The organism is Kitasatospora sp. NPDC088779, assembly GCF_040685395.1.
GTDB lineage: Bacteria > Actinomycetota > Actinomycetes > Streptomycetales > Streptomycetaceae > Kitasatospora.
In genome coordinates this window covers 29,998-45,417 of the sequence record NZ_JBFBHW010000048.1, presented here as the reverse complement: position 1 = coordinate 45,417, position 15,420 = coordinate 29,998, and the positions used below count along the sequence as shown (strand labels likewise).

Below are 15,420 nucleotides of genomic sequence, written 5' to 3'. Positions count from 1 at the left end.
CCCGACGGGCTGTACACCATCACCCTGCAGAACCTCGGCACCAGCACCAACGGGACCTGGCTGCGCCTGGCCCCGCGCGAGGTCGTCCCCCGGGCCGAGGCGGCCAGCGTCATTGCCCGGGCCACCGCCAGGCTGAAGCAGCCCGACATGCGGGAGCACCTCGCCATCGGACAGCGAGGTGCGGCTCATGCCGCCGCCCTGGTGGCCAAGGCCACGGCCGACACCGCCGCCGGGCGTCTGCCCGACTTCATCGCTCCCTTTCCGCCTAACGATGGCTGGGAACCCGCAGACACCGTCGAGTTCTACACCCGTGAAGGCGTCCACGTCCCGTACGGCCACGTCACGATGGCCGAGCACGCACGTGCCTGGTGGGTCCGCGACCCCGAAGGACATGATCACCTCGTGGCACAAAGGCGTATGCGCCCGGCCGTCGCCCAAGCGCCGATGCCCGGGCCGAACTGGGCCGCCGAACTGCCTTCCACCAGCCGGATCGTGCGGGCCGAAGAGCTCCAGCCGGGCCAGATCGTCCGCGAGGTCCGCCCGCCGTACTTCGGCAACAGGCTCTTCGGTCCGCCCTCCCTCGTTGTGGGCACCGGGGCCCAGCGGCCCGGATCGACGAGGCTGCGCCTCTACACATGGCTCCCCGACAAGGACCATGCACACTCCTCGGCCGGGCAGCACTCGGCGGGCGTCCATCCCCTCACCGAGTACGTCGTTGACGCGGGCCCGAGTGAGACCGAGATGGCGGCGCGCCTGCTCGACGACCCCCGGGTGCAGGCACACCAACAGGCCGCGGCGAGGCGAGCGGAACTGGTCCGAAGGAGCACCGACGACGATCCGATCACTCCGACCGGCGAGGACGCCACCCAGCTCCAGGCCCCCGACGGTTGGCAGGAAGTCGTCGGCGCCGACCTCGACCTCCAAGGCGGCGAGAGGGTTCGCGTCCGGGCCAGCAGTGGCACCTACCTCACCACCCAGATCGGCCCCCTCACCGGCAACGAGAACTACGAGAGCCTGGACCCCGGCTTCCCGTTCGTCTTCCCCGTCTCCTTCATCGTCGCGATGCCGGCCGGCGAAGCTGTTCCCTACCGTGCCGGCACCACGTCAGCGAAGCGCCAGGATCGCCGCGCCAAGGCCGAGTCGGCCGGACAGCAGCTGCCCTTCGACATTCCCGCACCGCAGGTCGCGGCCGTGCCGGGAACGGACGCGCCCGAGCCTGCCACCATAACCGCACCGCAAAGCGCGGGCGCCGCGCCCCTCACCGACGCCTCTGGGAGCGAGCCGGCCGCGAACGAACGCGAACCGAAGCTTGACGCCGTCCCGCTACCACCCCTGGTCCGGATCCAGCACTACCACCGGAACGCCGCCGCCATCACTGTGGACGGGCTGCGCTTCGGCGCCCACCTCGAACAGGACGACGACGGCGCTCAGAAGTGGACGCTCTACCTCGGAGACGCAACCCCCATCGCGACAGCACAGGACGCCGATGGCCTCGTACCGGCGGCCGTGCGCCGCGCTGCCCACCTGTTCGCACTCCCGACGGACACCACCCAATGGCCCGGTGTTCCGGCCGGCGACGACGAACAGCAGGAGGGGCTTGCCTACGCCACCCTGCAGTTCACCACCGGCGGCCGGACCTTCTTCATCACCGACGATGGCGTCATGCACACGGCAGATGCCGACGGCAACAACCTGGAGACAGACAGCCAGGACGACATGCTGCACGTCCTGCGCCGGTTCGGCGCCGCCCAGGGCCGCAGCGCTGGCGGGCAGCCATCTGAGGGAGAACCCGCAACCGACAGGTCCATCCGGGCCTGGGTGTACGTCACCGTCGACCCGAGCACCGGTGCCACGGAGCACAAGATCCGGCAGTCAGACGGGGCCTGGATCGTCCCCTCCACAAGCGCCAGGGCTTACCGGGCGACTTCGAGGACCACGCCGGACATCGCCGCGGTGCGCACGGACAAGGCCGAGGCTCTCGTCAGCCGTAACGGTTACCGCATCGTGGGGCCCTGGGGGATCGTCAATGCGACGACCAAACGCGCCCTGCTCGCTCTCGCACCGCGCGCGGCACAGGCCCAGCCCCCCGCGACTACCGTGGAACAGGGGGCGGGGGTGACTGCCGCGGCGCCTGCCCGAGCCGTCGTACTGGTCGAGCCGCAGCTCTGGATCGAGCACAACGGATCCGTCACGCGGCTGCACGGTGTCGACCCCAGGGACAAGGAGTTCGACACGGTCCGCAAGGGCGTCGGCGGGTTCAAACGCGTCACCACCAACGGCGAGGTACGGTACTGGGAACTGCCGACCGCCTGGAAGCAGCGGATCAAGCGCGACGAGCGGGTGACCTGGCTCGTTGAGCGCCTCGCAGACCTCGGCCGCGAGATCCCCGTCTATCTCAACGAAGCCGACCGTGCGGCCGCACACGCACCCGGCGGCCGCCACAGCGCCCCGCTCGAACAGGTCACCTCCGACGAGCGCCGCAGGCTCGAGTCCCGCACCGTGGACGCCCGCGCCCGCCGCTGGTCGCTGACCGACTTCGAGCCGGGCGACGAGATCCTCGTCGCCCGGGGATGGTGGCAGACCGTCCGCGCGGTCCAGACGACCTCCCTCGACACCGGCGACTCCACACCGGTTGGGCCGGGATGGGTGACTGCCCGTCGCAGGGCCGGCCGGATCATCACCACCAACTCGCAAGCTCCCACAGGCCACCCCCGCCCGGGCGCGCTCGACCCGGCCAAGATGACCTCCGCCGAGGTCACCGCAGAACTCGCTAACCTCTCCCTGCCCGTCGACGACCCGGCGCACGAGACCCTGATCGAGCGACGCCGCGCCCAACTCACCCAGCGCGCCGAACACCACCGCAACCTCAACCACAGCCGCGAGAACGAACGCGTCCAACTGCGCGCCTGGATGGCAGATCCGGAGCACGCACCACCACACATGGTGCGGGTTACAGACCTCGACGGAGTCCTCATCGGCGGCGTTGTCCCAGCCGGCAACGGCTTTCAGGCCGTTGACGTCGACGGCGGCTCCGCGATGGACATGATCTTCGGGACGGTCCCGGACGCCGTCGCGGGCTGCCACGAACTCCGCCGGCGCCACAACGACCGGACACCACCCGACTGGGGCTTCGCAGGCTGGTCGCAGGCCGAGCCCGGTGAAACGGTCCGGCTGCCCCACCCGGAAATCGCCGGCACAGCCGAACTCACCGTCGCCGCCGACAGTTGGGGCGAGCCGTTCGTTCTGAGGTCGGTCGAACGGGCCGTGGACGGCTCCTTGACCATCCGCGGAGAGCGCAACGGCGAGACGTTCACCGAGCACGTTCCCACGGACACCGCGAACCTAGGTACCTGCCGACCCGCCGCGACGCCGCCCCCGATCCGGGGCGGCCGCGACTGGTCCCGCATGCAGGCCAGCGAGTTCGGACTCCCCGAACAGCCAGTCCCGGCCGCCATAGACCCCATAGCCGCCGACCCCTACGGAACCCCGCCCATCACCACCGCAGACACCGCCCACGACACCCCCCTGCCCGACGCCAGCCCTCCCGGGCCGACCCACGGCGAGAGGCAGCACGCAGCGGTCGCGCCACCTCCCACCGTCCAAGCCCCGGCCACCAACGCTACCGATGAGCCGGTTACCACCGAGGACACGCTCGCCGAGCAACTTGGGCTGGCCTTGGAGATCGACGGCGATCAGCCCGTGCCGCCAGCGGGATGGAGCATCGCCGACCACGGCGACGACACCTGGACCGTCACTCGAAGCGACAAGACATCCTTCTCCGTGGTGCGAGACGTCATCGAAGACGGTGAGCCGCTCACCTTGGTGGGGTCGGGCGGCACCGCCGTCGCCTCCTCCACCCAGTGGCAGGCGATCTTCGATGCCATCGGGCAGCGCCCCGTCGCCCCCCGGACCGATGCCACGTTGGAACACCCGCCCGAGCCCTCCGCCCCGGCGGACGTGCCCGCGCAGCCGCCCACAACCGCGTCGGAAGAAACGGAGCTCTTCCCGGCCAGGCTGCTGCCCGGAGAGTCCGTCGCACCATACGAGCAACCGCCGCAAGACAAGGGCACCGAAGCCGTCCAGGACTACGCCTTCACCAGCGCGCAGGGCTACAAGTACCGGCTGGCGCGAGCCCCTTACGAGACTGGCGTCTGGAACGTCACCTGGATGCCCTGGCAGCACTCGCCGATCAACGGCGGCTACCAGTGGATCGGGGACAGACCGGACCTGGCCGTGGCACTGGCGTGGATACGACGCGACAGTCAGATGCAGGCGCTGGCGGCAGGCCGGTGGGAACGATGGGGCCACCTCGTGGGACCGGTGCCGTTCTCGCTCACACTGGAGATCGAGGAAGTCGAACCCGGAGTCATGCGCGTGGCCCGGTTCGGGCGCCAGGGCATCGCCGCCGACTACCCGTGGGGCTGGGAGACACGCCAGAACGGCAAACTGGGGGAAAACCCCAATCGGCGCTACAGCAACGGAATCCGCCTGGAAGTCGCGGCCCACCAACTGACAAGCCAGGGACTACTCGACGTACCCGACGACCACCTCCGAGTGGTTAGCACCTACCGCGAACTGGACGAGCCCTGCGCGGAAGGCGGGCCCAAGCACCTCGGATCCTGCGCGTCCAAGGCCAAGGACCGACGGTTCCTGGTAGAGGTCCTCGAAGACAACGGGGCCTCCCTCGGCACGGTGGTCATCTGCCACCAGCACCTCGCGCACCGCCTCACCGGCGACGCCTCCCTCGACACCTCGGCTCGCGCCGCCCACCGGCTCGCCGGAACCGGCACCTGGGTCGACTGGCAAGACCGGCTCGACAACCTCGTGTGGGCTCTCATCGGCCCGGCCGCCGACGCGGGAGAACCCCTGCCCGACGTCAAAGCCGCGCTGTACGAGACCGCCCTCGCCGACGGTGACGCTCGCGCAGCCCGGACCGCCAAGCGGGCATCCCGCGAGCGCGGAGAAGACAAGGCTCAGCAGAACCGGGCCGCAGACGCCGTGAAGGCCGAGCGGCTGGCCAACCGTGCCGGTTTGATCGCACAAGCCGAGGCCGGCGAGCGGCACAAGCGCCCCGCCAACCGCCCCCCGGACCTTCCCGAACAGGAAGCGGCGCCAGCCCAGGAGACCCAGGCAACAGGGGAAAGCACCAGCGACGTAGCCGGTGCCGGAGTCACCGGAGCGACCCCGGACAACTCCGCATCCCGCCCTTTCGAGTTCGGGGAGGAGGTCCACGGCCACGAAGGCTTCGTCGGCAGGATCATCGGCGTCGACGACAAGGGCATCGCCCTCGTCCGTGCCCAGGACAACATTCTTGTCCCTCGGCCGGTGAACGAGCTGTGGCGCCCCGGGCAGGCGCCCCGGCCCCAGCGCTCCCGGGAGGCCTGGTCCGAGGTCCTGGCCCGGGCCGCCACAACCGAGGGCATTGCCCTCGCCGAGGATGGTGCACACCTCTCGTACCTCGACGAAGCCGCCGGCCACGGACTCGTCACCGACACGGACGGGAACGTCATCGGCTGGATCAGGGCCCGCACCGGCCCCGGCGGCCGACGCTACTGGTGGGGACAGGACGCCCGGGGCGGCGCACCCCACGACATGCAGTGGCACGACGCCATGCCGGACACGGCCGGCATCCCGCAGCTCCGGGCCGCCAAAGCCGCCGCCTACGACCACGCCTGTGACCTGCGGGACCCCGACAAACGCCACACGCTCCCAGGCGCCGTCAAGACCGAGCTAGAGCTCACTACCGCCCGGGTTCGCGAACTCAGTCGCCTTCAGCTTCCCCAGGATGATGCCCTCCCCGCCCCGGTCGCGTTCAGGCCCGGTGTCTTGCGCTGGTACGTCTTCAGCGCCGCGCAGATGCGCGCCTACGCCGAAGCCGCCCGCAACGCCGCCGCTGGCATCGACGACAGCGCCCCAGCAGAGCGTCGCCGGAAGGAGGTCCTTACCCGCCTCGTCGAGTGGTTGCCCCTCAAGGCCCACGAGGCGGAGACCCACCTCGTCACCCTTCCCCGTCCGGGTGAGCCCGACCCTTGGGCCACCCCCTACCGCAACGGCCAGCAGACCCAGGCACCGGCGGACACCACCGAAACAGAACCTGTCATCCCCGACCCACAGATCGCGCCCGCGGCCGAGCCCTCCGAACCAGATCCCGCAGGCGGCGACCCCACCACCGCCATCCCGCCCTCGGAAGGGGACCCGGTGAGCACAGTACCCCCGACCCCCGAAGGCGCCCAGTTCATCGGCCAACCCGGTCAGAAACTCGGCCCGCGCGTCGCCGAGGTCGTCGAAACCGCCATCGTCAAGGGCTCCACACTTCGCGTCCGACTGCGGACATCCGGCGGCCAACACCTGGTGCTCTGGAACCCCGAAGGAAGCTCCGTTGCGGCGGGAGACCAGGTCCTGGTCAGCGGCACAGTCGCCAAGCACTCGGATTTCGCCGGAGAGCCACGGACCGAACTGCGCGGCGCTCGCCTCGAGCTGGCCGCAGACGCACACGACCGGGCGACAGCCCGTCAGGCCGCGCCAGCGGGCTGGACGGCGATCACCCACGACAGGACCCCTCCGCCCCTGGAGATCGGTGACAAAGCCCGTGTAATCGACCTGGACAGCCCTTTTGCCAGGCTCGACGTGCCGGCCAAGGCAGGCAGGTACTCGCCTCGCCTGACCGGGCCCGCGGTCACCGTGTACAGCACAGTGAGCGTCGACTCCGTCACCGAGCACCCGGCAGGTGACCGCTACACCGGTCGCACCCGACTCGGCCGCGAAATCCACTTCGCGGCCTCGGACATCGCCGCCGTCGTGCCGAAGCCCACCGCGGCCCCTGCTCCCGTTCCCGTTCTGCCAGCCGGCCCGGCGGTGGACGTCCGGGCCAAGGCAGAACCGCAGGCAACACAGCAGCCAGACAGCACCGACCTGCCGTTCGGCGAGCGCCGCCGCCTGCGAGTCGTGCTCGCAGGCCTGCCCTTCAACCGTCGCGTGGCGGTGTGGGCCGCACAGCCCCTCGAGAGGGGCGACGATGTCCTGATCGGCGACAACGACTGGCTGACCGTCGCCGAGGCCAAGCCCAACGTACTCCGAACCACCAACGGCGAGTCCCACGAGACCGCCTCCGTGTACGCGGCGAGGCGCGGCACCGTGATCACCACCATCGCCGCGACCGTTCCGCCTCCGGCGGAACTGGCGCCGGCACCCGAGCACCGGGAAAGCCCGGACCTCGACGAGGACGGCCCGTTCACGGACGCGGGCACCCTGCTCGGAACGCACCAGCGGATGAGGCAGGCATGGGTCGTCCTCACCGCGTTCATCCGTAAAAACGAGGTAGTGAACGAGCTGGCCCCAAGGACCATCCAACAGGCCGGCCATACCGCCTTCAGCTCAGGACTCGCCTCCGACCTGACAGAAGAGAACCTGACACCCTCGTCGGACCTGATCGCAGCGGCCCGCGTTCTCGCGGGCCACCCGGACGACACAACGCGGCACGCCGCGCAGAAGGCCGCACACCACAAGGACCACAACGTCCGGATCAACGCGAGGGAAGACGCCGGGCACCCGAACAACTCGGTTCGCAGCGCCGCCCGCCACCTCCACACTCTTGCCGAGCACATCCTCGGCCGCCTTGAAGCGACGCCCAGGGACAAGCTCACCACGCTCCTCGACGGCGCGAGGGCGAGGGCGACCGGCCTCGACGTGGAAGTCCCCGACGGTTGGACATTCACCGCAACTCCAGGAGAACTCGGCGTGGGCCAGGAAGTCCGCGTCCAGAACAGTGATGGTAGTTACACCGTCGTCCGCCTTCACGAGGCCGGCCACGGCCCTTGGCAGGCCACCGACCTGATCACCGGCCAGCCGCGCACTGTCCAACGCGCCTCCGTCACCGCGCTGCCGACCGGCCAGGCACCCGAAGACCCCAGGGCAGCCGGTGACGACACCGACCCCACCGACATCCTGAAGAGGGCCGCATCCGGAGTGTGGGGTCGCACGATCGCCTCCCTCTCCCTGGGCGCCCCCGAACGGCACACTGACCCCCGCCGCGCGGCACAAGCACTCCACCACCTCGCCACCGCCCTGCGCTCCTGGGGGGCCGCCGTACCGGCACCGATCGCCGCGCTCAGCGCCGAAGGCGCCCGGGCAGTTGCTGGCAGCGCCCTGCGGCCGTTCTTCGACGACGTCGACCAGCTGAGGCGGCACTACGCCGGAATTGCGCTCCCCCGCGAGCGCGACCAGCGAGCTGCCCGCCAGCGCCACGAGGAACGTGTGCGCCTCGCCGGTGACGAACACTTCTCGCTCTCCGATGGCGGACGCCTGGTCATCATGCGATCGGGCGGCAGGCCGCTGAGCGGGCGTGCGACCCGCGACAGGGGCACCGGCTGGGAGGTTCGGCTGCCGTGGTTCCTGGAGAAGTTGAACACCGTCGGCAAGATCAGCACGCGCGCCCACGCACAGCTGGTCGCCGATGCACTGGAGTCCATCACGGACGCGGACGGCGCTCCCTTCTCCTGGGACGCCCCTGACATAGACGAACTCAAAATGGCCTTTCGCGACCGTGAAGGCCGCAGCCTGGCCGAAGCCGTCGCTCACACTCTCGCTACCACCCCCGCCCTGGACGAGGACGGGGAGTTCGCCCGTACCGCGGAACGACTGCGAGCCCGTCGCGCAGGCACCACCCCACAGCGCCCCGACCTCCAGCCGCCGACACGGACCACCACACCGACCGCGCCGGCTCCCCAGCCTCCGGATGCGGCCGCTCCGGCCGCTCCGCAGACGCCCGACAGAGAACCCGATCCCGACAAGGTGCCGCCCACACCGCCGCCGCTGACAGCCAATGAGGCCAGCACCGCAGACCACGCTCAGAGCCCCTCCCCGGCGCCCCAGACACCGGCCGAGAGCCCGGTAGGCGACCTCCCGTGGCCCGACCCCAGCACGGAAGACGCACCCACCCCAGCCGCAGCCCTGGTCTCCGCCCCCGCGCAAAAACAGGCATCCTGGCAGCCCGCCCAGGGACACCCGACCACCGTCCCCGACGGAGTCGACACCTCGACCAGCCACAGGCCGACCGTCGAGACCCGCGGGCGAGATCACCGCAGCGCCTGCCTGTGCTGCTCCCACCGAGGACCCGCGCGCAGCGATGAGATGAGCGCCGTCGAGGACGCGCTCGACCACACACATCCCGGCTGGCGTACAACCCCCGTCTTCGCCACACCGTTCTGGAAGGACGCCGTCAGTCCCCACCGCCGCCTCCGCGACGTCGAGGCCTGGGCGCGAGCCTCCCAGGCCGTACTTCCCGATGGCTGGATCGACTCCGGCGGACCGGTGCGGATACACGGTGCCGAACCGACGCTCACGCCGCCGGGCGGCAGCGCCGGCCGCTACGAGGTCGTCACCAGCGAGCCGGTTCAGGTCGCGATCGCCCGTGACAAGGCAGGCCAAGGCGTGCTCACCTTTCCGCCCGCACCAGGCCGGACCCGGCCCGCCGATGCAGCGGGCGCCCGCGTCCTCCTGGCCGCCGTCGCCGAGCAGACGGACGACCGGCGGCGAGAGGCCCTGCAAGTGGCCCACCAGGCCAAGACCCTCGCCCCTGTGGCGGACGGCCTGTTCGGTGTCTACCAAGCGGACAACAGATGGAACCTGATTCCCTCAGGCGGCGCGCTCACCCCTCTGCCTCCCACCCTGCGGCGCTTCGTCAGCAAGGGTGAGGCTCTCGAGTTCGCCGAACGGGCGGCCGTCCTGCTCCACACGCCACCACTGGCCGGCGCCATTCCGCCCCTGGACTTTGCGGATCCGCAGTTCGAGGAAGCTCTTGCCCGCCGCCTGGCCACCCGCGGCGCCCACCCATCGACCCTGACACACTTGCTGCTGGCCACCCGTGCCGGTCTCGAACGAGACCACCAGCGCCCCGGCTCCCACTTCGTCCGTGAATGGGCCGTGTTCGAGTACGACCCGAACCGGGCAGTTCCCCAGGACGGGCACGCGTGGGCCGACGATCTCGGGCCCGGTGACTGGATCGCGATTACCATCCCAGGCCACGCCACACGCCGCGCGGCCCGTGTCACCGGCGCCACCACGGACCCCCTGGGCGCCGTCCACCTCGACCTCGACATCGACGGCACCCCGATCAGCCGCACCGTCGCCCGAAATACCTCCATCGCCCGCACTACCGTCCCACAGCCGACCACCGTCCCCGCCCAGCCAACGCTCCAGGCCGCGGCCCAGTCCACGGCGCCGGCCGCGCCGCCCGAAGCCCCCGACCCGGCTGCCACGTTCACCCCGAACGCCACCGACGCCGACGAGCCAGAACCCGCCCGCCCCGCCGACGCGGCTGAACTACGCCCGTCCCAGCAGCCCCCGACGCCAGCAGAGCCGTCCACGCACCCGCACGACCCGGCCACCGTCGTCCACACCGCGCTGATCGCCAGGCTCGACGAGTACCAGGACCTCTGGGACACCGACCCGGTCATGGCCAGGCTGCTTCGCGCCTCGGCCCCCGGGCCCGTCATCGACGGACAGACCCTGTACCTCGCGGTCGTCCACGTCCCCGAAGGCCGCAAGGTGGCGGCCGGGCTCGGCCACGAACCCGATCAGAACGCTCCGGCTTGGACCGCCGCCGAACTTCACACCGCCGACCCCAACGACCTCCTCACCGCACTGACAGCCCCCGGCCCGGCTGAACCAAATCCCCCCGCAGACGCAGCCACCGCCCTGGAGATCGTGCCAACCACGACGCCGGCTGACGCGCCAACCCACGACCGGCTCCACCAGGTCCTCGCCGCCGCCCAGGAACTGCTCGTCAACAGCCTCCGCACAGGTGCGCGCTCTGAACCCGCCCGCCGCTACCTCGCCAAACGGGGGGTGCCCGCAAACGGCCCCGTCGCCGCGCACTGGGGCATCGGCTACGCCCCCAGCGGCACGGGTACCCACCTGACCGACGCCCTGCGAGCCCAGGGCTTCACCGACCCCGAACTCCTGGAGGCCGGCGTCAGCGCACAAGGCGCCCGCGGCCTGTTCGACGCCCTGCGCAACCGCGTGACCTTCCCCATCGTCAGCCGCGACGGCCGCGTGATCGCCTTCACCGGGCGAGCCCTGCACGTCACCGAACACGTATCCAAGTGGGTCAACACCCGCAACACCGCGCTCTACACCAAGGGCGAGACCCTGCTCGGCCCCGGCCACCACCGCCAGGCCCTGGCCGGGCGAGGCCCCTTCGTCATCGCGGAAGGCGCTTTCGACCTCTTGGCCGTAGGCGAAGCCCTGCGGCGCCCCGGCCGACCCGCGCCGATTCCCGCCGGACCGTGCGGAACGGCCCTCACCCAGCAACAGGTGCAGGCCCTCGCCGCCATCGACAGCCACCGGGACATCGTCCTCGTCTTCGACCCGGAGGACAGCGGAGACAAGGCACTGTCGGCATCCTGGAAGCTCCTCCGCGGCTGGCAGGGCCGCGTCTACGCGATCCGACTGCCCGCGAGCAACGAGGCCGACGTCAAGAACGACCCCGGCCAGATCTTCGAGACACAGGGCCCCGAAGCCCTCCGCGCCCTCATGCTCGCCCACCTCCAACCAGCCCTCGACGCCGTCCTGGACGCCATATTCGCCCCGCTGACCACAGATCCAACCCGCACGTGGGCAGCGCCTGAGAAGGCCGCCCAGCTCATCCTCGACTCCGGCGACCCCCAGCAGATCTCGCGCCAACTGCCCCGCCTCACCGCGCTAGGCGTGGACACGACGACCCTGGCAGCGGAGATCGAACGCGAGCTCTCCCATTTCCCCGACGAGTCTCTACGCGACGCCTCTATGCGCGAACTACGCGCGGCCCTGGCAGCAACTGCCACCATCGCGCACCCCGACCGCACCCAGATCCCGGCCACGACCACACCCGAAGCCGACACACCACCCGACCCCGAGGACCCGCCAGCAGCCCAACTCGCGAACGAACCACAGACAACCCAGCCGACGACCGAACCCTCGCCGGACCCCGAACCTCCCGCGGCGACCGAGCCGGCCATCCCCTCGGAGATCGGCTCGCCCGCGTGGCTGGAGTACTGGGTCCAACGGCTACCCGAACAACTCCCCACCATCGTTGCCCCGATCGAGCGCGTGCAGTTCCTCAACCTCGTCCGAGACCTGGCGTTCCGGCTTGGCGACGGACCAGACCACCTGCCCGGACTCGCGGAACGGGTCATCGAGGCGACGGAGATGTTCGCGAACGGCGAGGGCGAACAAGCAGTGAGGCACCTCCTGGCGGCGGCTGGCGACCATCCCGCCTACGAGGAGATCGGTCCCGCCCGGCAGACACTCCGCCAGGCCGACTTCCAGCAGCAACCCCCACAGCCAGGCGACCGGCCCGAACCCGGCCCGAAGGAGGAAACGAGCGTGACAACTCCCACCCCCGCAGACCGGGCCGAACAACCCGACAACCCGGACCGGCCCGCCATGAGCGACCCCGCCAGATCCACCGAAGGACCTACCTTCGCCGCAGTCCGAGCGACGACCGCCGACCAGCTCAAACGCCCCGACCTGACGGCCGACCAACGACTGGAACTTCAGGAACGCTGGATCATCAACGCCTACGGCGAGGACAACGAGAACCGGGCCAAACACGGCGAGCCCGTCGAAGGCGTCTTCCCCGGCACCCAGCGCCGCGTGCAGATCGACCACGACTTCACCGCACCCGAACCGGCCCCGCTCATCGCCGGTGCCCCCGTCGGCCAGGACCCCGTCGGCTCACGTCTGCTCCTCGCACAGCACCTCACCATGCGGGCAGCCCAGGAGGCCAAGGAGCGCCCCGACGTCGCCGCCGCGTTCCGCGCCACGGCGCGCCAACTGCGCCTGGAGGTCACCGGCCGTCCGTCCGACCGACCCACCGCCCTCCCGATGCAGCCCCCGCCGGACCAACTCATCCAAGAGGCGACCCAGATCCTGCGGAACAGCGCCACCCCCGCCTCCCCCCTCGGCCTCCGGGACCGCCTGCGACTCCACTACCCGGCGGCCGAAAAACTCCTCGACGCCCTGGAGCAAACCGGAGTCGTCGGTCCGCTCACACCCGATACCGAGCTACGAGTCGTCACCCGGCCCCCGAGCCCACAAACGAGTGCGACCGAAACCCCCCTCCAACCACAAGCCCAGGCCACCCCGTCACAGGTAAAGCCGACGAACGCCGACGCCGCCGCCCCGGGCACACCCGACCCCCAGACGCCGCCCATGGAACAGCTCACCGAAGCCGCCGCAGGGGCAATCGCCGAGGCCGCCGACGACGCCCAAGACGTCAACACACGAGTACAGAAACTGCGCGAGGAAATCGCCCAACTCCGCACCCACGTCGAGCAGATGTTCAGCCCCGAGGACGCCGCCGCCACAGACTCCGACGCCCGCCCGGAAAGCCCCGCGAGCCTGGACGAGGCAATCCGCTCCGCAGCCCGCGCGGCCGCCTGGTACCTGAGCATGCCCGAATGGCTGAAGATCCAAAACATCCAAGCCGCCGCCCTCGACGCCTGGTCGACACTCAACGAGCACCTCCAGAGAACTCCCGACGATGCCCGACTCCAACAGCTGGCCCGGGCCATCACCGCCTACGGCGCCCAAGGCATCGCCACCGCCGCATTCAGCCTCGCCAACACCCTCGCATCCCGCGGCCACAGCGACTCCCCGGCCTGGGCCGCCCTACGCAACCTCTACCGCACCGCCGACGCACTGCGGGCCCGCGTCCTCGGACGCCAGCTCTCACCGCAAACCGCCCAGGAACAAGCCGGCATCGAAGCAGACCTCCAGGCATTCGCCAAAGAGATGCGCACCCCACGCCAGCAGACCACCAACACGACACCCCCGCCCCAGGCCACGCCAGCGAACCAACCAGCCGAGCCCCCCGCCACCAAGCCGGCCGACAACCAAGGCCTCACCTGGCTGCAGCGCACCACCAGAGAAATCGGCACCTGGCTGGCGAACGTGGACCAGCGCCTCGGCAGGACCGGAAACCGCGGCTGGAACGGGATCATGTCCCTCTGGAACCGCATGTCCGACGCCCTCCAGGCCGCCGCAGACAGCGGAGACCGGTTCGCAACCGACCTGCGCTCCGTCGGACTCTTCAAAACCCTCTGGCTACGCGCCGTCGAAAAGACCAGCGACCTCCTCAGCGACTTCACCAGCCGCCGAACCGGCAACGACAAACCGCCCACCCACATCGACGAACTCGCCCGCAACGCCCGCCACCGCCTCGAAGAGCACCGCGAGCACCTGCGAGGGACCCTGCCGCCCGACCGAGTCCAGCCCGAGGGCTACTACGACGACACCTCCTTCCACAGCCGCTCCCGTGCCTCCCAGACGCTGCGCACAGAGAGGCGCACGATTCTCCGGGACCTCCACAAGCCGGACCTTGCCCCTCATCAACGGTTCGCTCTCCAAGAGCGCTGGATCCTGAACACCCACCACGAGGAGACCCTGGCCCAGGAACACGCACGGGCCAGCGGCACGGCCGACAAGGTCGGACAGAGCCAACTGCCCCTACCCGAATTCGCCGGCCTCCGAGAACCCTCCGAACTAGTCGCGGGGGCCCGGCCCACTCCGAACCCCATCACCGCCCGTGCCGACCTTGCACAGCACCTGGACACCCGGGCCGGCCAACTCGAACGCACCAGTCCCGAGACGGCCCAACTGTTCAAGGACGTCGCACAAGGACTGCGGCGGGAGATCACCGGCCGACCCCAGGCCCTCCCCGACAGCAACGCCATGTCCCCGGAGAGCATCCGCGCTGCCGCCCGCATCGTCGTCGAAGGCGTACCCGCCTCCCCGCTCCTGCTCAGGCACCGGCTCGACCTCAGCTACAGCGACGCCGAACGCACCCTACGAGCCCTCGACAACCTCGGCGTCGTCGGGCCCATCCCCGCCGCCGGCGGGCAACAACCCGCCCTGCGCCCCACGCTACTCGGACCCGACCAACTCTCCGTGCTCGAACAGCAGCTCGCCGCCAATGCACCCCAGCCACGTCCCCAGCAGCTACCCTTCTCAGCGGCGGTACTGACCAAACTGTCGCCCGAACAATTCCGGTCCACCCTGAGCGTCTTTGCCCGGGAGCAACTTCGTCGCGCAGGACTGAACACCCCGCAGGGCAAGATCACCCAGAGCCTGCTGGAATCCCTTGGCTCCGCCACCGTCAGGACCGCCCGCGTTAACACCCAGAACAAGGCCGCCGCACCCGCGTTCCTGGCCTCCCTGCGGGCCGTCGCGACGAACCCGTCGGCTGCCGAAGCAGACGCTGAGGTACTCGGACAACTTGTTGAAGGAGCCCTCCAAGGCGCCGTACCAAGCGGAGCCACACCGGGCCGCGGGCAGGCCGTCAAGGCGGGCAAACACCAAGGCAAGGCCGCAGCGCGGCCAGCGCAGCAGCAACACCACCGCCCGCAACCGCCCGCTGCCGGACGTCGCGGCCCAGCGTGA

The 15,420-nt window shown here is 70.5% G+C and carries 1 protein-coding gene (only partly in view); it reads left to right on the top strand.

Annotation, left to right across the window (positions count from 1 at the left end; all coding sequences use genetic code 11):
* Positions 1–15,420: the 3' portion of a DUF6349 family protein gene (locus AB0P03_RS32345; RefSeq protein WP_363632182.1), read on the top strand. It extends 22,194 nt beyond the left edge of the window; only the last 15,420 of its 37,614 coding nucleotides appear in the window; the start codon falls outside the window, past its left edge; the stop codon is at positions 15,418–15,420.